19 protein-coding genes are annotated in these 22,045 nt (G+C 66.6%); 7 read left to right on the top strand and 12 right to left on the bottom strand.

Translation table 11 applies throughout. The features are described 5' to 3' along the window. Positions 1 to 252 precede the first annotated feature (252 nt). The gene (mnmC, locus tag IB259_RS16555) at positions 253 to 2,124 is read right to left on the bottom strand and encodes an FAD-dependent 5-carboxymethylaminomethyl-2-thiouridine(34) oxidoreductase MnmC (protein WP_192329682.1); all 1,872 of its coding nucleotides are present in this window, start codon (positions 2,122 to 2,124) and stop codon (positions 253 to 255) included. Between the two features lie 142 nt (positions 2,125 to 2,266). On the opposite strand from mnmC, the gene IB259_RS16550 reads away from it, so the two are divergent. Next, a complete protein-coding gene (locus tag IB259_RS16550) occupies positions 2,267 to 3,142 on the top strand; it encodes an inositol monophosphatase family protein (RefSeq protein WP_054457624.1) in 876 nt (291 codons plus the stop codon). A 5-nt stretch (positions 3,143 to 3,147) separates the two neighbouring features. On the opposite strand, the gene IB259_RS16545 is transcribed toward IB259_RS16550, so the two are convergent. Next, complete coding sequence (locus IB259_RS16545; RefSeq protein WP_054457581.1) at positions 3,148 to 4,848, bottom strand: AMP-binding protein; 1,701 nt, start codon at positions 4,846 to 4,848, stop codon at positions 3,148 to 3,150. Positions 4,849 to 4,923: 75 nt separating this feature from the next. Here IB259_RS16545 and IB259_RS16540 point away from each other — a divergent pair, with 75 nt between their 5' ends. Then, positions 4,924 to 6,120, top strand: coding sequence for a M20 aminoacylase family protein (locus IB259_RS16540; protein WP_054457582.1), 1,197 nt, complete (start codon positions 4,924 to 4,926; stop codon positions 6,118 to 6,120). A gap of 3 nt (positions 6,121 to 6,123) precedes the next feature. Here the strand turns inward: IB259_RS16540 and IB259_RS16535 are convergent, their stop codons facing one another. After that, on the bottom strand, positions 6,124 to 7,017 hold the full coding sequence (locus tag IB259_RS16535; RefSeq protein ID WP_054457583.1) for a LysR family transcriptional regulator: 894 nt from the start codon (positions 7,015 to 7,017) through the stop codon (positions 6,124 to 6,126). Positions 7,018 to 7,137: 120 nt separating this feature from the next. Between IB259_RS16535 and IB259_RS16530 the strand changes: the two genes are divergently transcribed. The 4 genes from IB259_RS16530 (at position 7,138) to pagP (ending at position 10,906) form a co-directional block, all read left to right on the top strand. Next, on the top strand, positions 7,138 to 8,223 hold the full coding sequence (locus IB259_RS16530; protein WP_054457584.1) for a YeiH family protein: 1,086 nt from the start codon (positions 7,138 to 7,140) through the stop codon (positions 8,221 to 8,223). A gap of 105 nt (positions 8,224 to 8,328) precedes the next feature. Beyond that, positions 8,329 to 8,739: an acyl-CoA thioesterase gene (locus IB259_RS16525; protein WP_054457585.1), complete on the top strand. Its 411-nt coding sequence runs from the start codon at positions 8,329 to 8,331 to the stop codon at positions 8,737 to 8,739. Between the two features lie 10 nt (positions 8,740 to 8,749). Then, positions 8,750 to 10,222 (top strand): magnesium transporter, encoded by a 1,473-nt coding sequence (mgtE, locus tag IB259_RS16520; RefSeq protein ID WP_054457586.1) that lies wholly within the window; start codon positions 8,750 to 8,752, stop codon positions 10,220 to 10,222. Positions 10,223 to 10,351: 129 nt separating this feature from the next. Continuing rightward, entirely contained in the window at positions 10,352 to 10,906 is a 555-nt protein-coding gene (gene pagP, locus IB259_RS16515) for a lipid IV(A) palmitoyltransferase PagP (RefSeq protein WP_054457587.1), read from the top strand. Between the two features lie 13 nt (positions 10,907 to 10,919). On the opposite strand, the gene IB259_RS16510 is transcribed toward pagP, so the two are convergent. The 3 genes from IB259_RS16510 to IB259_RS16500 form a co-directional block, all read right to left on the bottom strand. Next, complete coding sequence (locus IB259_RS16510; RefSeq protein ID WP_054457588.1) at positions 10,920 to 11,531, bottom strand: gamma-glutamylcyclotransferase; 612 nt, start codon at positions 11,529 to 11,531, stop codon at positions 10,920 to 10,922. 160 nt (positions 11,532 to 11,691) lie between these two features. Next, on the bottom strand, positions 11,692 to 12,150 hold the full coding sequence (locus tag IB259_RS16505) for an Lrp/AsnC family transcriptional regulator (protein WP_042796425.1): 459 nt from the start codon (positions 12,148 to 12,150) through the stop codon (positions 11,692 to 11,694). A gap of 82 nt (positions 12,151 to 12,232) precedes the next feature. Continuing rightward, a complete protein-coding gene (locus IB259_RS16500) occupies positions 12,233 to 13,015 on the bottom strand; it encodes an SDR family oxidoreductase (RefSeq protein ID WP_192329680.1) in 783 nt (260 codons plus the stop codon). Positions 13,016 to 13,196: 181 nt separating this feature from the next. On the opposite strand from IB259_RS16500, the gene IB259_RS16495 reads away from it, so the two are divergent. Beyond that, a complete protein-coding gene (locus IB259_RS16495) occupies positions 13,197 to 13,739 on the top strand; it encodes a cysteine dioxygenase family protein (protein ID WP_119449376.1) in 543 nt (180 codons plus the stop codon). On the opposite strand, the gene IB259_RS16490 is transcribed toward IB259_RS16495, so the two are convergent. From IB259_RS16490 to IB259_RS16465, 6 genes are all read right to left on the bottom strand, one after another. Then, positions 13,720 to 15,414 (bottom strand): thiamine pyrophosphate-binding protein, encoded by a 1,695-nt coding sequence (locus tag IB259_RS16490; RefSeq protein WP_082401227.1) that lies wholly within the window; start codon positions 15,412 to 15,414, stop codon positions 13,720 to 13,722. The two genes, IB259_RS16495 and IB259_RS16490, sit on opposite strands and share 20 nt — an antisense overlap. A gap of 62 nt (positions 15,415 to 15,476) precedes the next feature. Continuing rightward, positions 15,477 to 16,463, bottom strand: coding sequence for a tripartite tricarboxylate transporter substrate binding protein (locus IB259_RS16485; protein WP_175163960.1), 987 nt, complete (start codon positions 16,461 to 16,463; stop codon positions 15,477 to 15,479). Then, a complete protein-coding gene (locus tag IB259_RS16480) occupies positions 16,460 to 17,215 on the bottom strand; it encodes a GntR family transcriptional regulator (RefSeq protein ID WP_192329678.1) in 756 nt (251 codons plus the stop codon). The genes IB259_RS16485 and IB259_RS16480 overlap by 4 nt, the downstream gene beginning before the upstream one ends. 197 nt (positions 17,216 to 17,412) lie before the next feature. Continuing rightward, on the bottom strand, positions 17,413 to 18,132 hold the full coding sequence (locus tag IB259_RS16475) for a VOC family protein (RefSeq protein WP_054457594.1): 720 nt from the start codon (positions 18,130 to 18,132) through the stop codon (positions 17,413 to 17,415). Between the two features lie 13 nt (positions 18,133 to 18,145). Continuing rightward, complete coding sequence (gene secA, locus IB259_RS16470) at positions 18,146 to 20,881, bottom strand: preprotein translocase subunit SecA (RefSeq protein ID WP_192329676.1); 2,736 nt, start codon at positions 20,879 to 20,881, stop codon at positions 18,146 to 18,148. Positions 20,882 to 21,072: 191 nt separating this feature from the next. Continuing rightward, positions 21,073 to 22,044 (bottom strand): M23 family metallopeptidase, encoded by a 972-nt coding sequence (locus IB259_RS16465; protein WP_054457596.1) that lies wholly within the window; start codon positions 22,042 to 22,044, stop codon positions 21,073 to 21,075. Between the last annotated feature and the right edge of the window lies 1 nt (position 22,045).

The raw sequence follows: 22,045 nt of genomic DNA, 5'->3' as shown, positions 1-22,045 counted from the left end.
CCAAAAACCATCAAAAGACGCTATTTTGACGGATTTGGGCTTTGAAATAAACTCGGTCCCTCATTTGGACTGCGATCTCATCCATAAAAGGGGTCTAAAGCCTTCGGCCAGCGCCCCCCAAGAGGAGCGGCCGTCGAGCCGCCAAAATGCCGGGTTCGCGGCCAACTCAGGCCAATTTGGCGCCAAATCCCGGCAATTCCTGCCATTCTACGCCACCCGGGACAAGCTCCCGGCGCCCCTTTCGGCTTTTTTTCATCGTGGCGAAATAAGTTGGGCCAGATCGGTTTCCAAAGGCGACGGCTCCCCGGCCAAACGCGCGGCGATCAGGTCTCCCATGAGCGCCGACCAAGACAGCCCCCTAGATGCATAGCCGATAGCCAACCACAGGCCCGGCGCGTGGGGTAGTTCTCCAACGGCGGGCAAGCGTCCGGGCAGCACGGCCCGCCATCCGGCCCAGCCCGGCAGACTGCCGGGCTCCAGGGATTCGAATTCGGGGAAGCCTCCGCCCAGCAGGCCCGCAGCCTTGTCCAGGGTGACACGCTGGCCCTCGGCGCCGATCCGCGCTTCGGCCGCGCCATGCACATAGGTGCTGCCGGCCACGCAGCCAGAGCCCACGTCGGGCAGCAGATAGCCCTCGCCGCCCACGATGCAGCGAGGACCGCCACGCAGCGTCTGCGCAGGCAGCAGCGTCACTTCTCCCGCAAGCGCGTGCATCTGGCCCACGCGCGGCAAGGGATCCAGCAAGCCGCTGTCTGCCAGCACGGCGCGCGCGCCGAACGCGTTGGCCAGAACGACGGTATCGGCTCGCGCCAGTTCAGCGCCCTCCGCATCGCGCACGCGCCAGCCGGCGCCGGCGCGTTCGACCCTGGCCGCCGTGCCGGGCAGCACCGTGACGCCCTCGGTCGCCAGCAGGGCCTCTATCAACAAGTCTGGCCGCAGCAGCATGCCCTGTCCGAAATACACGCCGCCGCGCGCCAGCGGCAGGCCGGCCAAGGCGCTGGCTTCGTCGCGGCTGACCTGGCGCACCCAGTGTTCGGGAAAGGCCAGGGTCTCCAGGGTGCCGGCCAAGGCCGCGGACCGGCCTTCGTCGCGCTCAAGCTGGACCGTGCCGCAGACCAGGGGCGCCGCGCCTGCCGGCAAACCCTGCCAGCGCGCCAGCGCGCGCAGGCTGCCGGCGCGCGACAGGCGCGCCCGCGCGTTGTCGTCTCGCGCCACCACCGGCGTCAAGGCCGCCGCGACATGCCCTGCGTGCGCCGCCGCGCCCTGCGCCCGGCCCGCGTCGATCACGGTCACACGCCATCCGCGCGCGGCCAGCGCCTGGGCGATGCCGGCTCCCGCCAGCCCCGCTCCCACCACCACGGCGTAGCGGGACTCCGCGTGCGGGACGTCCGCGGCCGCACCTCCAGGGGCAATCGCAGTGGCCACGGTCATATGCCATTTGCCGCCGTAGCCGGGCGCGCGCCGCGCCTCGAAACCCGCCGTCCGCAAGGCCTGGCGCAATTCGCCGGTGCAGGCCCAGGTGGCCAGCGTGGCGCCGGGCGCCGCAAGCTTGGCAAGGTCGCGCAGCAAGGGCAATTCCCACATCCGCGGATTGCGTTCAGGCGCGAAGCCGTCCAGGAAGAACGCGTCCACGCCGACGCGCAGACGGGACGCCAGGACCTGCGCATCGCCAAAGCCCAGCGTCAGCGTGACGGCGCCGCCCTCGAATTCCAGGCGATGCAGTCCGGGCAACAAGACCGGCCAAGCTGCCGCCAGTTGTCGCCCCAGACCGGCCAAGGGCTCGGGCGCATAACGCGTCAAGAGAGCCGCCAGGTCCTCGCGTTCAAAGGGATGCCCTTCCAGCGACACCACGTGCAGCGCGGCGCTGCGCTGCGGATCGTCGCGCCATGCCTTCCAGAGAGCCAGGAAGTTCAGTCCCAGTCCGAAACCCGTTTCGCAGACGGTGAATGCGCGGCGTCCGCGCCAACGCTCAGGCAGGCCATTGCCCCGCAGGAACACGTGTTCCGCCTGTCCCAGCGCGCCCGACGGCGAATGGTAGACATCGCCATAAGCGGGGCTGTAGAGCCGGCCATCGGCGTCGAATTCAGCCTTGGCGGGGATCAGGGGGGCATAGGAGAAGGACATGGAAACGGCGGCGGCAGACGAAATAGAGAATGAAAATCAGCGCGGATTATCGGATGCGGCCGCGTTGGGCGGAAGCCACGCGGCATGGCGGTTTCGGGGCTTCGCCACGGATTTGACGCATACATGGGCTTACACTGGTTTCATGGATACCTATGATCAGCCCCGCTCGCAGACCTCGCCCATCGACCTGTGCGCCGCGATCGACGCGGCAGTCACGGCAGCCCATGCCGGCGCGGCCATCCTGCAATCCTACGCGCATCACCGCGCCGATCTCGTGATCGACCGCAAGGCGCGCAACGATCTCGTCTCCCAGGCGGACCGCGAGGCGGAGGCCGCCATTATCCAGGAGCTGCAAACGCGCACGCCCAAGTTCGGCATCGTCGCCGAAGAAACGGGCGGCAAGCCCCAAGGCAGCGCCACCTGGTATATCGACCCGCTGGACGGCACCACCAACTTCCTGCACGACATCCCGCATTACGCCGTGTCGATCGCGCTGATCGCACACGCAGGCACCGCCATATCGGCGTCCGACACGCTGGCCGAGGACACGCCCGTGGTCGGCGTGGTCTACGACCCCAGCCGCGAGGAACTCTTTACCGCGGTCCACGGCCTGGGCGCCTGGCTCAACGGACGGCGCATCAAGTGCTCGCGCACGGCGACCATCGAAGATGCGGTGCTAGCCACTGGCTTCCCGTTCCGCGACTTTTCATTCGCTGCGCAGTACATGCCCATGCTGCATGACGCCATCAACCGCGCGCGCGGCGTGCGCCGTATGGGTGCGGCGGCACTGGACCTGGCGTGGACCGCTTGCGGCCGTTACGACGGCTATTGGGAAATGGGCCTGGCGCCCTGGGACGTGGCCGCCGGCACGCTGATCCTGCGCGAAGCGGGCGGCGCATGTTCCGACATGCACCGCCAGGATCCCTGGCCCATCGGCGGGCGCGTCGTGGCCGGCAACAAGGCCATCGAACGCGCCCTGCACGAGATGATCGCGCCGCACCTCGACAAGAAGGACTGACGGCCCTACGCCGCCTTGCCTGCGGGTACGCCCGCCACTGCGTCGGGACGCAGTTCCCGGCGCAATATCTTGCCCACGTTGCTCTTGGGCAGCTCATCGCGGAACTCCACATAGCGCGGACGCTTGTAGCCCGTGAGCTTTTCCCGGCACCAATCCTGGATCTGCGCCTCGGTCAGCGTCGGATCCCGCCGCACCACGAACACCTTGACGGCTTCGCCCGAATGCTCGTCCGGCACCCCGATCGCCGCGCACTCCAGCACGCCGGGATGCTGGGCCACGGCCGCCTCGACTTCGTTCGGATAGACCTTGAAGCCCGACACCGCAATCATGTCCTTCTTGCGGTCGACGATGCGTGTATAGCCCTGCTCGTCCATGATGCCGATATCGCCCGTGCGGAAATAGCCGTCGGCGGTCATGGAGTGGCGGGTTTCCTCGGGCTTCTGCCAGTATCCCAGCATGACCTGCGGTCCGCGGATGCCCACCTCGCCGCGCTCGCCCAGCGGCACTTCGCGGCCTTCGTCATCGAGGATGGCCACGTCGGTGGATGGCAGCGGCAGGCCGATGGAACCCGAATACGCGGTGGCGTTGGTGGGATTCACGGTCGCCACCGGCGAGGTCTCCGACAGGCCATAGCCTTCGATCAGCGGCCTGCCGGTGATCTTCAGCCAGCGTTCGGCAACCTGCTGCTGGACCGCCATGCCCCCGCCCAAGGTCAGCCGCAAGCCGGAGAAATCCAGGCGCGCGAAGTCTTCGTTGTGGGCCAGCGCGTTAAACAGCGTATTGACGCCGGGGAACACATTGATCGGCACCTTGCGCCATGCGTTGATGAGCGAAGGCTGGTCGCGCGGATTGATGATGAGCACATTGCGCATGCCCGCATGCAAGCCGTACAGCCCGCAAACGGTCATCGCGAACACGTGGTAGAGCGGCAGCGCGCTGATGATGGTGAGCTGCTGGTCCGCGAGGTCGTGCACCACCGGCTGCGCCACCGCTTCCGTCTGCAGCACGTTGGCCACCAGGTTGCGATGGGACAGCATCGCGCCCTTGGGCACGCCGGTGGTGCCGCCGGTGTATTGCAGCACCGCCACGTCGTCCATCGACAGCGCGGGCGGCGCAAAGCGCTGGCGCGCGCCGTCGCGCAGCACATCGGGCAGCATGCGGGCGCCATCGATCTGCCACGCGGGCACGATCTTCTTGACATAGCGCGCGGCCAGGTTGACCAGCGGCGCCTTCAGGCCGCCGAGCAGATCGCCCGGACCGGTCACGACGATATGCTTGAGCTGCCCGCGATCCGTGACGCGCTGCAAGGTGTGCGCAAAATTCTCCAGGATGACGATGGCCGACGCGCCGCTGTCCAGCAATTGGCGCTGCAGCTCTTCGGCGGTGTAGAGCGGATTCACGTTCACCACCACCAGCCCCGCGCGCAGCGTGCCCAGCATGCTGACCAGATAGGCGGGCACGTTGGGCATCATCAGTGCCACGCGCTCGCCCTTGGACAGGCCGACGCTTTGCAGCCAGCTGGCGAACGCCTGCGCGTGCGCATCGAGTTGCGCATAAGTAATGTTGCTGCCCATCGCGGTGCACGCGATGCGCGAGGCGTACTGCTTGCAGGCCCGGTCCAGCAAGTCAGTCAGGGAGGCATAACCGTCTGTCGATATCTCCGCCGGAACCCCCTGCGGATAATGGGCAAGCCACGGACGCGTCATGGTATTTGTCTCCATTAAATTGGTTTTTGATTGATGATACCCTTGTTGCGTTCCCTTTTTTCGCCCGAGAGCCCCATGAAACTGCTCGAACCCATCGTCGCGTGGCATCACGACATTTCCAAGATCCGACGCGACATCCACGCGCATCCCGAACTGGCGTTCGAGGAGTTCCGCACCGCCGATGTGGTGGCGGCGAAGCTTGAAGAATGGGGCATCGAAATCGACCGCGGCCTGGGCGGCACCGGCGTGGTCGGCATCATCCGCGGCAATCTGCCGGGCGACCGCGCCGTGGGCCTGCGCGCCGACATGGACGCGCTGCCCATGCAAGAAGCCAATACCTTCGAGCATGCCAGCACTAACGCCGGCAAGATGCACGCCTGCGGCCACGACGGCCACACGGCCATGCTGCTGGCCGCTGCGCAATATCTGTCGCAGCACCGCGATTTCGCCGGCACGGTCTACGTGATCTTCCAACCCGCGGAAGAAGGCGGCGGCGGCGCCAAGCGCATGATCGACGACGGCCTGTTCAAGCGCTTCCCCATGGAAGCGGTATTCGGCATGCACAACTGGCCCGGCATGAAAGCCGGCCAGTTCGGCCTGACCGCCGGCCCCATCATGGCTTCCAGCAACGAGTTCTCCATCATCGTGAAGGGCAAGGGCACCCACGCCGGCATGCCCAACCTGGGCATCGATCCCGTCATGGCGGCCGTGCAACTGGCGCAATCGCTGCAGACCATCATCACGCGCAACCGCAATCCGCTGGACGCGGCAGTGCTCAGCATCACGCAGATCCACGCCGGCAGCGCCGACAACGTCGTGCCCAACCACGCCGAATTGCGCGGCACGGTGCGCACCTTCACGCTGGACGTGCTGGACCTGATCGAACGCCGTATGGAAGAGATCGCGCGCCACACCTGCGCAGCGATGGACTGCGAAGTGCAGTTCACGTTCCAGCGCAACTATCCGCCGACCATCAACCACGCCGAGGAAGCCGCGTTCTGCGCCGACGTGCTGCGCGACATCGTGGGCGAGGCCAACGTCAACGATCACGTGCAGCCCACCATGGGCGCGGAAGACTTCGCCTTCATGCTGCAGGAACTGCCGGGCTGTTATGTGTGGATCGGCAACGGCACCGGCGAACATCGCGACAGCGGCCACGGCCTGGGCCCCTGCATGCTGCACAACGGCAGCTACGACTTCAACGACGAACTGCTGCCGCTGGGCGGCACATACTGGGTCCAGCTGGCGCTCAAGCGCCTGGCCAAGGACTGACCCTCAAACGCCGTCCGCCGCCCCGACCGCCAGGCACATCGCCAGGAAGCGTTCGGCGGCGCGGGCGGCCGCGTCCGCGTGCGGCACCAGGATGCTCAGGGTCCGCGTCAGCGGCTTGGGCAACAGGCGCAAGGCCGCCAGCGCGCCATCCTCATGGCGCATCGACATGACGGACACGAAGCCCACGCCCAGCCCGGCACGCACTGCCTGCTTCACGCCCTCCACGCCGGCCAGCTCCAGCCCCACGGACGGTGCCAGGCCCGCATCCGCAAACGCACGCTCCACCAGCCGGCGCACGCCCGAACCGGGTTCGCGCATGACCAGCGCTGAAGCCGCCAGATCGCGCAGCGTGACCGCCCCCTTGCCGGCCAGCGCGTGGTCCGCACGCACCACCGCCACCACTTCGTCCTGCCGCCAGGCATGCACGGCCGTGTCGGCGGGCAGTCCTGCGGGCACGTCGCCCTCGATGAACGCCAGGTCCAGGGCCGGCAGGCGCTCGACGATTTCGCGCGTGTTGCCGTCCGACAGATGCAGGCTGACCGCCGGGAAGGCCAGGCGGAAATCCGCCACCAGGCTGGGCAGCAGGTAGCTGGCGGGGGTGGTGCTGGCGCCCAGGCGCAGATCGCCGGTTTCCAGCCCGCGCCAGGATTCGCGCACCGCCTGGGCCTGCCGGTACACCTGGCGCAGCTGGCGCGCCTGCTCGGCCAGGCGCTCGCCGGCTTCGGTCAGCGCGATGCCGTGGCCGCTGCGGCGGTACAGGGGTTCGCCGAACCATTCCTGCAGCATCCGTAGCTGGCCGGAAACGGCAGGCTGGGACAGGTTCAGCAACTGCGCTGCGCGGCTGATATTGCCGGCGTCGGCCACGGCGGCGAAGGTAAGCAGCTGGTCAGGAGTCATGGTCGCTAAATTATCAGAATTCCTGATATTACATATCTGAAATAAAGATTTTTCAAATAGTAGGCGGGAAATTAATATTTCGTGAAGTTATTTAGATATGCCTCCGCCAAAAGGCCAGCCATGAGTACCTCTTCCAGCACCGCCGTCCCCCTGCCCGCCACCCCGGCTTCGCCCGCCGCCACTCCCGCCGCTACGCCGTGGCGGGACAAACTCAACGGCGTACTGTTCGTCGGCCTGATGGCCGCCGCGGTGATGCAGCTGGCGGACCTGCCCGCGATCCGCCAGTTGGGTTTCTCGCCGCTGGTCGTGGGCATCGTCTGCGGCATGCTCTACGGCAACTTCCTGCGCGGCACCATGCCCGCCGACTGGGGCGCGGGCGTGAACTTCACCGCGCGGCGCCTGCTGCGCATCGCCGTGGCCTTCTACGGCCTGAACATCAGCATCCAGCAGATCGCCGCCGTGGGCCTGCCCGGGCTGGCGGTTTCGGTGGCGGTCGTGGTGGGCACCCTGCTGCTGGGCACCGTGGTGGGCCAGCGCCTGCTGGGCCTGGACCGCGACACCGCCATGCTCACCGCCGCTGGCAGTGCCATCTGCGGCGCCGCCGCCGTGCTGGCCTTCGAGCCCACGCTGCGGGCCGCGCCGCACAAGAGCGCGGTGGCCGTGGCGACCGTAGTGCTGTTCGGCACCTTGTCCATGTTCCTGTACCCGGTGCTCTATCACGCGGGCTGGCTGAACCTCGACACCCAGGCCCTGGGCATCTATATCGGCGGCACCATCCATGAAGTGGCCCAGGTCGTCGGCGCAGCCAGCAATGTCGATCCCGCCACCACCGAAGTCGCCACCATCGTGAAGATGACCCGCGTGGCCCTGCTGGTGCCGGTCCTGCTGATCCTGGGCATGTATCTGCGCAGCGCGGCCTCGCATGCCGGCGGCCAGGGCAAAGGCGCCAAGCTGCCCATTCCCTGGTTCGCGGTGGGATTCCTGGTGCTGGCCATCATCAATTCGCTGAACATCATCCCCGCCGATGCCGTCGCCGCCATCCGCCGCCTGGACGTCTTCGCCCTGACCATGGCCATGACCGCCCTGGGCATCGAAACCCGCTTCGCCCAGATCCGCAAGGCCGGTCCCCGGGTGATGGCGCTGGGCCTGATCCTGTACCTCTGGCTGCTGGTCGGCGGCTACGGCATCGTCAAGCTGGCAGCCTGATCCCCGGCCCGCCGCGCCCAAGGCAGCGGCGGGCTTTGCGCATGCACGCCGCTGTCTCGTTTTTCCTGCATAATCGGCTGGTTCCCTAGCAGTGGAGTCGGCCGCATGACCTCCAGCACCAAAACCCCGTTTACGACTTTGCCCGCCGATCGCGACGCGGTATTGCGCGTCATGCCGATGCCGGCGGACGCGAATATCCACGGGGACGTCTTTGGCGGCTGGATCATGTCCCAGGTCGACATCGCCGGATCCATCCCCGCCGCGCGCCGCGCCGCCGGACGCGTGGCCACCGTGGCGGTCAACGCCTTCCAGTTCAAAGAACCGGTGTTCGTGGGCGACCTGCTCAGTTTCTACGCAGCCATCATCAAGACCGGCACGACGTCGGTCACGGTGTCCGTCGAGGTCTACGCGGAGCGCCAGCGGCTGGACGCCGAGATCGTCAAGGTCACCGAGGCCACGCTGACCTACGTCGCCACCGACGAAGCCCGCCGCCGCCGTCCCCTCCCCACTCTTTGAGCCGTAACGCATGACGCAGTCCGCCGCCGCGCAGAAACCGCCCGCGACGCCCCGCCGCCTCGACCCGGAAGACGCCCAACACGCCCTGGCGGAAGTGCAGGAACGCCTGCGCCGCCAGCAACTGGTTGCCGACCTGGTGCATCGCCAGGAGGAAGGCGACTCCAAGGCCTCGCTGGTCGAGGACCTGGTGCACCGCCAGCACGAGGCCGAACTCAAGACCCTGCTGGACGGATTGCATCCGGCCGACATCGCTTTCATCCTGGAGTCGCTGCCCAAGGACGAACGGCAAGCCATCTGGAAGCTGGTCAGCCCCGAGCACGACGCGGACGTGCTGCTGGAAGTCGAAGACTGGGTGCGGGAATCGCTGATCGAGGCGATGGACCGCCAGGACCTGGTTGCCGCCACCGGCAACATGGACGCCGACGAGCTGGCCGACCTGGCGCCCGACCTGCCGCCCGACGTGGTGGCCGAAGTCCAGAAGGGCCTGACCGAAGAGGAACGCGCACAGCTGCTGGAAGCCATGGGCTATCCAGAAGACAGCGTGGGCGCGATCATGGACTTCGAGATGGTCCGGGTGCGCGAAGACGTCACCCTGGAAGTGGTGCTGCGCTACCTGCGCCGGCTGCACGAACTGCCCGACCACACCGACCAGATCTTCGTGGTGGACCGCCAGGACAAGCTGCAGGGCATCCTGCCGCTGTCCAAGCTGCTGGTCAGCGAGCCCGAAACCGAAGTGCGCGCCGTCATGAACTCGGACTTCCTGACGCTCAACCCCCTGGACTCCGATGCTGACGCCGCCGGCGCCTTCGAACGCTACGACCTGGTCTCCGCGCCCGTCATGGACGACCAGGGCCGCCTGATCGGCCGCGTGACCATCGCCGACGTGGTGGACGTGATGCGCGAAGACTCGCAGGAGCAGGCGCTGTCGCGCGCCGGTCTGCAGGAAGAGGATATCTTCGCGCCGGTGTCCACCGCCCTGCGCAACCGCGCCCCCTGGCTGCTGTTCAACCTCTGTACCGCCGCCACGGCATCCTTCGTGGCCTCCCAGTTCGAAGGCACGGTCAGCCAGATCGTCATTTTGGCGTTCCTGATGTCCATCGTGGCCGGCATCGGCGGCAACTCTGGCAACCAGACCATGACTCTGATCATCCGGGCCCTGGCCATGGGGCGGATCACGGGCCGCAACCTGTGGCAGCTGGTCAAGCGCGAACTCTTCGTCACCCTGATGGTGGGCCTGTGCGGCAGCCTGGTGGCGGCCCTGTTCGCCTGGGTCATCTCGCACTCGGTGTCGATCGCGCTGGTGATGATGGCCGCCATGGTCTGCAACATGCTGGTCGGCGCGTCGGTCGGCGTGCTGGTGCCGATGGTGCGCGCCCGCTTCGGCAAGGATCCTGCGATGGGTTCTTCCGTGCTCCTGACCTTCGCCACCGATTCGCTGGGCTTCTTCATCTTTCTGGGCCTGGCCACGATTTTCCTGCTGTAGTTCGCATACAACAGCAGGAAAAATCCGCTTCCCTCTGGCGACGCCCGCTTGACAGCTAGCTGACAGGGTGAAAGACGACTGTTCCATTACAGTAATGGGATTGTCATCTCCCCCTTTTCAGCGCCCACAATGACCGCAAGATTCCGGGCGGCAATCCTTTGCCTGCTGCTCGCCACCTTCGCCGCCACCGCCCAAGCCTGTGACAGCATGCCCTCATGGGCCAAGTCCGCCTGCAACCGCCTGGACCAGATCTGGACCGAAGGCGGCAATGACCTGTACTTCACCGGTTATTCCTGGCACAACCGGGCCACCTACAGCAAAGAGAAGATCGACAGCTTCAACGAACTGGCCTGGGGCGGCGGCTACGGCCGCAGCATCTACGACGAAGATGGCGACTGGCAAGGCCTGTACGCCATGGCCTTCCTGGATTCGCACAGCAAGATCGAGCCCATCGCGGGCTACGGCTTCCTGAAGATCGGACGCGTCAGTGAAAACGTCCGTCTGGGCGCGGGCTACACCGTCTTCCTGACGGCGCGCCACGACATCATGAGCTATGTGCCGTTTCCCGGCATCCTGCCGCTGGTGAGCGCCAGCTATAAGGACACGATGCTCTACGCGACCTACATCCCGGGGTCAGCTGGCGCGGGCAACGTGCTGTTCATGTTCGGCCGCTGGCACTTCTGACGCACCCCAGGCCTCAGAAGACCTGCCCCAGCCTGCGCACCAGATCGCCCAGGCGCCAATCGTCGATGCCATGCGCGCGCAGGGCTCTCTCGGTTTCCACGACATAGTCCAGGCACGGCCCCGAATGCCCCACGGCATTGCGCACCGACGCCAGCAGACGGTCGTCGCTCAGGCCGGCCGCGTATTCCTGGCAGGCCCGGTTCAGCAGGAACACCAGCCCGCGCACCGGCGCGGCTTCGGTATGGCAGGTGAGCCAGCGCGGCGTGTAGGCGCCCGTGACCATTTCCCGGCGCCACAGCGCCTGGAACACCGCAGGCACGTCGCAGGCGGCAATCTGGAAGGCGACGCCGCGGCAGCAGCCGCCGCGGTCCAGGCCAAACACCAGGCCAGGATTGTCGGGCGAGCCGCGATGGTCGTGCGACCACAGGCACAAGGACCGGTGATAGCCGCGCACAGTCGCCAGCCGCCGTTCGCGCCAGGTGAAACCGGGATGCCATATCAGGGAGCCGTAGGCGAACACCCACAGGTCGTCGACGCCGTTCCAGCCGCCCAGCAGGTCATCCACCGAAAGCGCGCGCCGCGAATTTTCCGTACCGGCGCAGCCGGCGGGTACTGCCAACGACATAGGGTCCTCTGATATCCCGATTTGTCCCATGATGGGAGTGGGGAATATCCTACGCCGTAGCCCGCGCAAAAGAATTGCGTGATGGGGGCCGGCCGGCAGGCCGAATGGAATTTGCATCCCCGCCGCCCCCTGTCATGGAAAAAAAATTGCGCGCGCCCGCCTACACCGCGTCCAGCGGCAATTCCGTGGTGCTTTTGATGACTTCCATCGAGAAGCTGGCGCTGACGTCCAGCAGGTCCACGGCGGCGATCAGACGCCGGTAGAAGCGGTCATAGGCCGCCATGTCCTCGACCACGACTTTGAGCAGGTAATCGACGTCGCCCGCCATGCGGTGGAACTCCACCACGTTGGGCAAGGCCATCACGGCATTGATCAGGCTCTGCGTCCATTTCTCGTTGTGCTGGCTGGTCTTGATGGAGACGAAGACCGTCAGGTTCAGGCCCAGCGCGCAGGGATCCAGCAAGATGGCGTTGCGGGCGATGACGCCGTCATCCTTCAGCTTCTGGATGCGGCGCCAGCAAGGGGTGACGGACAGATGCACCTGCTCGGCAATCTCGGCGACCGAACAGGTGGCGTCCTTCTGCAGCAAGGCCAGTATCTTGATGTCCGTCTGGTCCATGGGTTTCCTTGGCTGGATCGGCCCCAATGTTGCCTGTTCCGCCTGCCCGCGTCCAGCCTGCGCCCTCCCGGGGCGCCGGACTTCAGTAGGTCCCGGGGTAGCCGCCGCCGTCGATCAGGATGTTCTGGGCGGTCATGTAGCCGGCCTGCGCGGAACAGACATAGGCGCACAGGGCGCCCAGCTCCTCGGGCTGGCCATAGCGGCCAGCCGGGTTGGCGCGTCCGCGCTCGTCCCAGAGCTGTTCGAAGCTCTTCCCGCCGGATTGCTCCAGCATGCCTTGTATGTGCCTGACCTGCGCATCCGTGGCGAAGGCGCCAGGCAGCAGGTTGTTGATGGTGACGTTGTGGCGCACGGTCTGCCGCGCCAGACCGCTGACGAAGCCGATCAGGCCCGAACGCGCGCCGTTGGACAGGCCCAGCTCGGCGTGCGGCGCCTTCACGCTGCGCGAGACGATGTTCACGATGCGCCCGAAGCGCCGTTCGATCATCCCGTCCATGACCCGCCGGATCATGTCGATGGGCCCCAGCATCATGCTGTCCAGCGCGGCGATCCAGTCGTCGTGGCTCCAGTTGCGGAAATCGCCCGGCAGCGGGCCGTCCGCATTGTTGACCAGGATGTCCGGATGGGGACAGGCGGCCATGGCCGCATCCCGCCCTTGCGCCTGCGTCAGGTCGGCCGACACCCAGCCGACTCCTATCCCGGTCTCATGCGATATCTCGGCCGCGGCCTGCTCCAGCGTGGCCGGGTTACGTGCGGCGATCGTCACCGCCACGCCCTCGCGCGCCAGTTGCAGGGCGCAGGCCCGGCCCATGCCGCGGCTGCCGCCGAATACCAGTGCCGTCTTGCCGCTGATCCCCAGATCCATGCCTGACTCCCCTGTCATTGCGCTGCCCGGCGCAGCTTTGCGCCAACGCGAACCAGTATAGGAGCGCGCAGCTGCCGGGCGGAATGGAATTTTTTTCCAATCTGCGGCCCTGGCGCGCCGAATTTGGCAAAGGCATTCCAGCGCAAGCTCCTACCATGGAAGCTCTGCCCGGAGGCCTGCCATGTCTTCCATCCAACTCGCCGGCGGCGACCTGCAATCGCTCTGCGCATCGGTGCAGTCCGCCCAATTGAACGCCGCGCGCGCCCTGCTGCGCGACCTGGTCGCCAGCGTCGCCAACGCCGGCGACATGCTGCAGAACCTGCCCGCGGAACTCCGCGGTGGACGGGCCGAGTCCTACACCCGCCATATCGCCTACGCCGACCCGCATGGCGCCTTTACGATGGCCTACCTTATCTGGCGTCCGGGACAGTTCAGCCCGGTGCATGGCCACAAGACCTGGTGCACCTACCAGGTGCTACAGGGCAAACTCACCGAAACCCACTACCGCTGGGATCAGGAATCCGCCATCGCCCAGGCCTGCGGCACGGTGATCCGCCGCCCTGGCGACATCGTCACCGCGACGCAAGGCCTGCGCCAGATCCACCGCCTGGGCAATGCCGGCCCGGACATCGCCGTATCGCTGCACATCTACGGCGTGGCCCGGGACGACCTCTGCACCGGCGTCAACCACCTGGTCGACAGCGTCAACCCATCCACTGGCTGACCGGCGCGGCCGCGTCCTGCAAGGGCTGCGCCACCACGTCGATCAGCGCCGGGCCGTCATGCTCCATCGCGGCCTTGATGGCGGCATCCAGCTTGGACGGATCCTCGACTCGCCAGGCCTTCACGCCATAAGCCTCGGCGATGCGGGCATGGTCGGTGCGGTTGAAGTCCACGCTGTAGTAGCGCTTGTCGTAGCCCGCCTTCTGGCTGGCCTTGATCCAGCCATAGACGGAGTTCGAGAACACCACCATCAGCAGCGGCGCCTTGTGCCGCACGATGGTTTCCAGTTCGCCCACCGTGAAGCCGAAGCTGCCGTCGCCCATCACCGACACGCACTTGGACTGCGGCCGGCCCACCCAGGCGCCCAGGGCGGCCGACATGGAGAAGCCCAGCGCACCGTGGGCGCGGTTGGTGATGAAGTGCCGGCCGGGGCGCGACACGTCGTAATAGGCGGAAAAATACGGGCAAGGCGTGCCGGGGTCGGCGCAGACCACCGCGTCGTCGGGCAGCAGGCGGTTCAAGGACTGCACCACGCGCTCGGGGCGGATGGGCGCGTCCAGGCTGTGGGCCAGCGGCTCCAGCTGCGCGCGGCGCGCCTCCTTGGCGCGGCCGGCCAGCACCGCGCCGTCGGCGGCGTCGGACGGACGGTGCGCCAGGCGCGCCGCCACCTCCACGCCCAGGGCTTCCAGCGCCAGCTTGGCGTCGCCCACCATGCCGACCTCGGTCAGGTAATTGGCGCCGATCACCATGGGATCGATGTCGATGTGCAGGATGGGCACGTCGCGGTTGGGGAAGCGCCAGTGCTCGGTCGAGGTGGAGCCCGCGCGGCAGCCGACGAACAGCACCACGTCGGCCGCGGCCACCACGTCGCGCGTCGCCATCACGCCGCCGTTGGAGCCGACCACGCCCGCATTCAGGGGATGGGTGTCGGCCAGGCTACCCTGCCCGCTCACGGTCACGCAGACCGCGGCCTTGAGCGATTCAGCCAGCTCCTGCAAGGCGCCGCTGGCGCCGGCGATGACCACGCCGCCGCCGCAGATGATCACCGGCGCCCGCGCGCTGACCAGCCGCTGCGCGGCGCGCGCGACGTCCAGGGGATCCGGCGCGTAGCGCATGGACGGGAAACGCCCGTGCTCGGGCTGGGCCCAGACATCGGACGCGTCCACCTGCTGCTTCATCACGTCGTACGGAAAGCACAGATGGGCCGCGCCAGGCTTGCCGGTGGTCATGGCGCGGAAGGCCGCGCGCACCATGCCGGGAATCTGGTCCGCGCGGTCGATGGTACGGTTCCACTTGGTCAGTGGACGGTACAAGGCTTCCTGGTCCAGCTCGGTCAGCGGGTACTTGCCGCGCGAGCCCACCGCCACGTCCGAGGTGATGCCAAGGACCGGAATGGACGATTCGTTGGCCTCCACCAGCCCGGGCAGCAGATAGGTCGCGCCGCCGCCGCTGGGGCCTTCGCACACGCCGACCTTGCCGGTCACGCGGGCATAGGCATCCGCCATGTAGCCGGCGCTGCGCTCGTCGCGCGTCAGGATGTGCTGCATGCCGTGGTCCAGACGGTACAGCGCGTCGTAGAACGGCAGGCTGGTGTCGCCGCACAGGCCGAATATGTGCTTGACGCCGTTGTGCTGCAGCATGCGCACCATGGCTTCGGCGCCGGTCATGTTTTCCATGTCATCTCCACTTGTGTTGCACGCGTCGCGGCCGGGCGCCTCAGCGCCAGGCCGCGAGCCGTTCAGTTGTCCAGATTGATGTTGCTGCTCTTGATGAAGGCGCTCCACCGGTCGTATTCCGACTTCACGTAGGCATCCAGCGCCGGGCCGTCGGAGGCCACGATCTCAAAGCCCGCGTCGGTCACTTTCTTGCGGATTTCCGGGTCGGCCAGTACGGCCTTGAAGTCGGCCGTCAGCTTTTTGACGGTCGCTTCCGGCGTGCCCTTGGGCGCGAACATGCCGCTCCAGGAATAGGCGACAAAGCCGGGGAAGCCGGATTCCGCCACGGTCGGCACGTTGGGCAGATCCGGCAGGCGCTTGTCGCCCGCCACCGCCAGCGGCTTGATCTTGCCGGCCTGGATCTGGCCGCGCAGGGCCGCGAAGCTCAGCCAGGTCATGCTGGCCTGGCCGCCCACCACCGCCTGGATGGCCGGTCCGCCGCCGCCGTACGGCACGTGCAGCAACTCCACCTTCGACAGGCGCTTGAGCTCTTCGGGCGCCAGATGGTTCAGCGAACCCACGCCGGTGGATGCGTAGTTGAACTTGTTGGGCGGCTGCTTGGCGGCCGCGGCCAGGAACTCCTTCAGGTTGTCCCCCGGCACGCTGGGATTGGCGCCCAGCACCAGCGGGAAACGCACCGTCTGCGAAATGGCGACGAAGTCCTTGAACGTGTCGTAGGGCAGCTTGGGCTTCACGGCGGGGTTGATGCCGTGGTTGTCGAAGCTGACCAGCAGCGTGTTGCCGTCGGGTTCGGCGCGCGCCACAAAAGCCGTGGCGATCTGGCTGGCCGCCCCCGGCCGGTTCTCGACCACGACCGCGCGGCCGCCCAATTGCTGAGACAGGCGTGGCTGCAGGATGCGCGCCAGGATGTCGGTGCTGCCTCCGGGCGGATACGGCACGACCAGCACCAGCGGCCGTTCTTCGGCGGCGGCCGGCGCGGCAACGAAGGCTCCCGCCGTGGCGGACAGCATGCATAGCGCAGCCAGTCCGCGCTTTATCCCGTGATTCATAGCTTTTCCCCTGCTTGTATGGTGTTGGCCGGCGCTGCCGTGGCGGGTTCGGCCTGGTCCCGCATGTAAATCGTGGAAAAACCCGTACGTATGACGTCGGTGATCTGGTCCAGGCGGCGGCCGATATGCGCGCTCATCAGTCCCGGCAAAGTGTCGATGTCACGCCGCTCCAGCGCCTCGACGATGCGCAGATGCTCGCCCTGGGTATGACTGCGGCGCCCTTGCAGCATGTCGATCCAGCGCACGAAATGGATGCGGGCGTTGACGCTTTCCAGCGCGCGCACGAACTCCTCGTTGCGCGAATAGCGCGCCAGCGTCAGGTGAAAGGCCTCATCGAGTTCCAGCAGGCGGGTGGCGTCGCTGTCCTCGGGCACGTCGCGCGAACGCTCGACGAATTCCCGCAGGCTTGCCAGCTCCTGGTCGGTGGCGCGCTCGCAGGCCGCGCGCACGATGCCCGCCTCCAACACTGCGCGGTATTCGTAAAGGCTGTGGATCTGCTTGGCGTCGAGCAGGCGGGCGATGAAGCCCCGGTTGACCGAGCGGGTCAGGAAACCTTCGACCATCAGCTGGTTCAGCACCTCGCGCAGCGGCGTGCGGCTGACGTTCAGCCTGCGGGCCAGCTCGACCTCGTTGATGCGCTCACCTGGCTTGAATTCGAAGCGCACGGCCATCGCCTTGACCGCGCCATACAGCTCGGCCTGTGCTTCCTTGGTGCGCGCTGCAGGCCGGATTGCGACTGAGGGTTGCGTCATGCCGGATCACCTGGTCGGTTGGATCGTCGGGAATGAACTGCATACTAAAGTGCATACACTTTACCCAACAACCCCGGGTTTCCCCGGAAGCGGGCTCTTGCCAGCCGCGCTCACCATGCCTTTCAGGACAAAAAAAGCCCGCAATGCGGACGTTGCGGGCGATTTTGTCCTTGTCAGCGGCATCTGCCGCCTGGCGCTTACAGGCCGGTATCCAGCGTGTAATGCGCGCCGTCCTTGTTTTCCAGAGTCAGCGTCGACAACGTAGGCCCCGCCGCTGCGGCATCCTGGCTCACATGGATGCGCAGGTTGGCCAGCGGCACATCCCAGCCACCGCTGGCGGCTTCGGCCTGCACGCCGGCCACCAGCGCCAGGCGCTCGGCAACCGCGCGGGCATCGGGCGCGCGGGCATCGATGCGCAGCAAGCTGCGCGCGCCGTTGGGGTGCGCCATGAGTTCGGGCGACCACACGCATTCGGGCGTCAGATGGCGACAGAAATACATGCGGATGCCGGGCAAGGGCTGCTCGGCGAAACGCACGGTGTGGAAACGGGCCTGGACTTCCTGGCCGTCCAGCATGGCGGGACGGCTCAGTTCCTGGACGGGATTGACGGCAAAACCTGCCGCCAGCAGGCGCTCGCGGGTGGCTTCGGCGTCATGGGTGCGGAACACCAGCGCCTCCAGCCCGAACGGGGAATCAGCGATTTCCTTGCGCGCCGGCGGCGCGCCGGGCGGCCAGCCCAGCAATTCGACGTACGTGCCTTCCAGCACGATCAGGCGGTTGCACGACCCCAGGTTGTGCACCGCCTTGTCGCTCAGATGAAAACCCTGGCGTTCGAAATGCGGGGCCAGCGCATCCAGCCGGTCGCGCACCATAACCACGGCATGGTCGAATTCTGTGCGGCCGACGGAATGCAGCATCATGGCTCCTGGATCAGACGAGCTTGCCGTGGCACTGCTTGTACTTCTTGCCGCTGCCGCAAGGGCACGGGTCGTTGCGGCCGACCTTGGGCAAGGCATTGCGCACGGGCTGCGCACCGCTTTCCGGTTCAGACTGGGCCAGCGCTTCGTCGTAGTCGGAATGGTGGTATTGCACGTTCTGCACGTGCGGCTGCGCCGCTTCGGCTTCGGCCTGTTCGACCTGCTCCTGCGACTGCACGCGCACCGTCATCAGCACCCGGACCACGTCGTCGCGGATGCGATCCAGCATGCCCGAGAACAGCTCGAAGGCTTCGCGCTTGTATTCCTGCTTGGGGTTCTTCTGCGCATAGCCGCGCAGATGGATGCCCTGGCGCAGGTAGTCCAGCGCCGACAGATGTTCGCGCCAGTGCGTGTCGATCGCCTGCAGCATGATCGAACGCTCGAACTGCGACCACGATTCCGTACCCACCTGGTCGACCTTGGCCTGGTAGGAATCACGCGCGGCGTTCACCACGCGTTCGCGCAGGTCGTCGTCGGTCAGGTTGGTTTCCTTTTCCAGCATTTCCGTCAGCGGCAGCTGCAGATGCCAGTCGGCCTCCAGCGCCTTCTGCAGCGCCGGCACGTCCCACTGTTCTTCCACCGATTCCGGCGGCACGTAAGTGTTGAACATGTCGGTCACGGCGGCGTCGCGCAGGTTCTGCACGGTGGCGCCCACGCTGGCCGCTTCCAGCACGTCATTGCGCTGCGAGTACAGCACCTTGCGCTGGTCGTTGGCGACGTCGTCGTACTCCAGCAATTGCTTGCGGATGTCGAAGTTGCGGCCTTCCACCTTGCGCTGCGCAGTCTCGATCGAACGCGTCACCATGCCGGCCTCGATGGGTTCGCCCTCGGGCAGCTTCAGGCGTTCCATGATGGCGCGCACGCGGTCGCCCGCGAAGATGCGCATCAGCGAGTCTTCCAGCGACAGGTAGAAGCGCGACGAGCCCGGATCGCCCTGGCGGCCCGCACGGCCGCGCAACTGGTTGTCGATACGGCGCGATTCGTGGCGTTCGGTGCCGATGATGCGCAGGCCGCCAGCGGCCTTGACCTGCTCGTTCAGCGGCTTCCATTCGGCACGCACCTTCTCGATGCGGGCGTTCTTTTCGGCATCGGACAGCGATTCGTCGGCGCGGATCAGGTCGACCTGCTTGTCGACGCTGCCGCCCAGCACGATGTCGGTGCCGCGGCCCGCCATGTTGGTGGCGATGGTGATGTGGCCAGGCTTGCCGGCCTCGGCGACGATCTCGGCTTCACGGGCGTGCTGCTTGGCGTTCAGCACTTCGTGCGGCAGCTTGGCTTTCTTCAGCAGGCCCGACAGCAGCTCGGAGTTCTCGATGCTGGTGGTACCCACCAGCACCGGCTGGCCGCGTTCGTGGCAGTCGCGGATGTCTTCGAGGATGGCGTTGTACTTTTCGCCGTCGGTCTTGAAGACCTGGTCGTTCTGGTCCTTGCGGACCATGGGCTTGTTGGTCGGGATGATGACCGTTTCGAGCCCGTAGATTTCCTGGAATTCGTAGGCTTCCGTGTCGGCCGTGCCGGTCATGCCGGACAGCTTTTCGTACATGCGGAAGTAATTCTGGAACGTGATCGACGCCAGCGTCTGGTTCTCGTGCTGGATCTTCACGCCTTCCTTGGCCTCGACCGCCTGGTGCAGGCCGTCGGACCAGCGGCGGCCCACCATCAGGCGGCCGGTGAATTCGTCGACGATGACCACTTCGCCGTCCTGCACCACGTACTGCTGGTCGCGGAAGAACAGCGTGTTGGCGCGCAGCGCCACCATCAGGTGGTGCATCAGCGCGATATGGCGCGGGTCGTACAGCGATTCGCCTTCCGGCAGGATGCCCAGGCGCGACAGGATGCCTTCGGCGTTTTCGTGCCCGGCTTCGGACAGGTAGACCTGCTGGCTCTTTTCGTCGACCCAGTAGTCGCCTTCGGGTTCCGGCTCCTGCGGCTTCGGCTCATGCGCCATGCGCTTGAGCAGCGGCGGCACCGCGTTCATGCGGACGTAGAGTTCGGTATGGTCTTCGGCCTGGCCGGAGATGATCAGCGGGGTACGGGCTTCGTCGATCAGGATCGAGTCCACTTCGTCGACGATGGCGTAGAACAGGCCGCGCTGGCGACGGTCTTCAACACGGTATTCCATGTTGTCGCGCAGGTAGTCGAAGCCGAATTCGTTATTGGTGCCGTAGGTGATGTCGGCCTGGTAGGCCGCCTTCTTTTCCTCGTTGGGCTGCTGCGGCACCACCACGCCCGTGCTCAGGCCCAGGAAGTGGTACAGGCGCCCCATCCATTCGGCGTCGCGGCGCGCCAGGTAGTCGTTCACCGTGACCACGTGCACGCCCTTGCCGGCGATCGCGTTCAGGTAGACCGGCAGCGTTGCCATCAGGGTCTTGCCTTCGCCCGTGCGCATTTCGGCGATCTTGCCGCTGTGCAGGGCGATGCCGCCCAGCATCTGCACGTCGAAGTGGCGCATGCCGAACACCCGCTTGCCGGCTTCGCGAACAACCGCGAAGGCTTCGGGCAGCAGATCGTCCAGGGACGTACCCTGGGCGTGACGGGACCGGAATTCCTCGGTTTTGGCCGCCAGCTCCGCGTCGGAAAGCGCGGAGATCTTGGGTTCGAGCCCATTGATCTGGGTTACCAGCTTGCGATACTGCTTAAGCAGCCGGTCGTTGCGGCTGCCTATGAGTTTTTTGAGCAGAGAAACCATGCGTATGTCGGCCGCACGAGCCACGCCGCGCCCACGAAAGGCCGGAGCAGCGTCACCCGTGACTTGATGTTATTGGTTGAGCGGGGGTCCGCTGGAAAACGAACCAGTTTAACGCACATGGAGCGCAATAGCCTGAACCTATGGACAGGGTAGCGCTGCCGGCCGGTTTGACCGGCGCGGGCCGCCCAGGTTCACTGGGCGGCGTGGGCCACCGTGGAAGGCGGTGCGGTCTGGTGCGGCCCCAGGAACAGGCGCGGGTCCAGCGGCTGTCCCGCCAGACGGACTTCGAAGTGCAAATGCGGCCCCGTGGAACGGCCGGAGCTGCCCACGCGGGCCACTTGCTGGCCGCGTTCGACGAGCTGCCCCTGCTTCACCATCAGGGAGGAAGCGTGGGCGTAGCGGGTGATCAGGCCGTCGCCATGATCGATCTCGACCATGTTGCCGTAGCCCGGCTGGAACTTGGACTCCAGCACCACGCCACCCGAGGCCGCCAGGATGGGCGTACCCGGAGGCGCGGCGAAATCCAGGCCTTCGTGCATGGCGCTGCGGCCGGTCACGGGGTTGCGGCGCCAGCCATACGACGAACTGAGGTAGGGATAATCGGTGATCGGCATCGCGGTCGGCATGCGCGCCTGGTCCGCCGACCGCTTGGTCAGCGCCGCGTCCAGCAGTTTCAGATTGTCGGACTGCTGGGCCAGCCTGGCCTGGATCTCGTCGAGCTGGCGGCCCAGCGCCTCGGCCGAGGCCGCGCTGGGCGGCGGGTGGTCGGTGAACAGATCGTCCATGACCTGGGTGGCTTCGGGCTGGGTCAGCGCCTCGGGTTGCGCCACGGCCAGCTGCTTGGCCAATTCGGGGTCGGTATAGGCCACGCCGGCCACCTTGGCCACGCGCTGACCCAAGCCGTCGATGCTCACCAGCTTGGCCTGCAACGCACCGACCTTGGCGGCCAGCAGATTCATGTTGCCCCGCAGGAAATCGGCATCGCGCCCGGGTTGGCCCGCCAGGGGCCAGCCCACGGCATGTACGGCCGGCAGGATCGGAGTAAGGTATCGTTGTAATGCGGCGCCAAAGATGGCGGCCGTGATCAAGGCGCCCCCCAGAAACAGCGCGAGGCGCGCGCCGCCCAGGGTGAAATGCCCGTCCTGCCCGTCGCGGGCGTGCATA

The sequence above is a fragment of the Achromobacter sp. ACM04 genome, from assembly GCF_014851465.1.
In the GTDB taxonomy this organism is placed as follows: Bacteria; Pseudomonadota; Gammaproteobacteria; order Burkholderiales; family Burkholderiaceae_B; genus Achromobacter; species Achromobacter aegrifaciens.
This window is presented reverse-complemented; position numbering and strand designations above follow the sequence as displayed.

Excerpts from the sequence above, each read along its gene's own strand:
- mnmC (WP_192329682.1), bottom strand. The coding sequence starts at position 2,124 with ATGTCCTTCTCCTATGCCCCCCTGATCCCCGCCAAGGCTGAATTCGAC.
- IB259_RS16550 (WP_054457624.1), top strand. The coding sequence starts at position 2,267 with ATGGATACCTATGATCAGCCCCGCTCGCAGACCTCGCCCATCGACCTG.
- IB259_RS16545 (WP_054457581.1), bottom strand. The coding sequence starts at position 4,848 with ATGACGCGTCCGTGGCTTGCCCATTATCCGCAGGGGGTTCCGGCGGAG.
- IB259_RS16540 (WP_054457582.1), top strand. The coding sequence starts at position 4,924 with ATGAAACTGCTCGAACCCATCGTCGCGTGGCATCACGACATTTCCAAG.
- IB259_RS16535 (WP_054457583.1), bottom strand. The coding sequence starts at position 7,017 with ATGACTCCTGACCAGCTGCTTACCTTCGCCGCCGTGGCCGACGCCGGC.
- IB259_RS16530 (WP_054457584.1), top strand. The coding sequence starts at position 7,138 with ATGAGTACCTCTTCCAGCACCGCCGTCCCCCTGCCCGCCACCCCGGCT.
- IB259_RS16525 (WP_054457585.1), top strand. The coding sequence starts at position 8,329 with ATGACCTCCAGCACCAAAACCCCGTTTACGACTTTGCCCGCCGATCGC.
- mgtE (WP_054457586.1), top strand. The coding sequence starts at position 8,750 with ATGACGCAGTCCGCCGCCGCGCAGAAACCGCCCGCGACGCCCCGCCGC.
- pagP (WP_054457587.1), top strand. The coding sequence starts at position 10,352 with ATGACCGCAAGATTCCGGGCGGCAATCCTTTGCCTGCTGCTCGCCACC.
- IB259_RS16510 (WP_054457588.1), bottom strand. The coding sequence starts at position 11,531 with ATGTCGTTGGCAGTACCCGCCGGCTGCGCCGGTACGGAAAATTCGCGG.
- IB259_RS16505 (WP_042796425.1), bottom strand. The coding sequence starts at position 12,150 with ATGGACCAGACGGACATCAAGATACTGGCCTTGCTGCAGAAGGACGCC.
- IB259_RS16500 (WP_192329680.1), bottom strand. The coding sequence starts at position 13,015 with ATGGATCTGGGGATCAGCGGCAAGACGGCACTGGTATTCGGCGGCAGC.
- IB259_RS16495 (WP_119449376.1), top strand. The coding sequence starts at position 13,197 with ATGTCTTCCATCCAACTCGCCGGCGGCGACCTGCAATCGCTCTGCGCA.
- IB259_RS16490 (WP_082401227.1), bottom strand. The coding sequence starts at position 15,414 with ATGGAAAACATGACCGGCGCCGAAGCCATGGTGCGCATGCTGCAGCAC.
- IB259_RS16485 (WP_175163960.1), bottom strand. The coding sequence starts at position 16,463 with ATGAATCACGGGATAAAGCGCGGACTGGCTGCGCTATGCATGCTGTCC.
- IB259_RS16480 (WP_192329678.1), bottom strand. The coding sequence starts at position 17,215 with ATGACGCAACCCTCAGTCGCAATCCGGCCTGCAGCGCGCACCAAGGAA.
- IB259_RS16475 (WP_054457594.1), bottom strand. The coding sequence starts at position 18,132 with ATGCTGCATTCCGTCGGCCGCACAGAATTCGACCATGCCGTGGTTATG.
- secA (WP_192329676.1), bottom strand. The coding sequence starts at position 20,881 with ATGGTTTCTCTGCTCAAAAAACTCATAGGCAGCCGCAACGACCGGCTG.
- IB259_RS16465 (WP_054457596.1), bottom strand. The coding sequence starts at position 22,044 with ATGCACGCCCGCGACGGGCAGGACGGGCATTTCACCCTGGGCGGCGCG.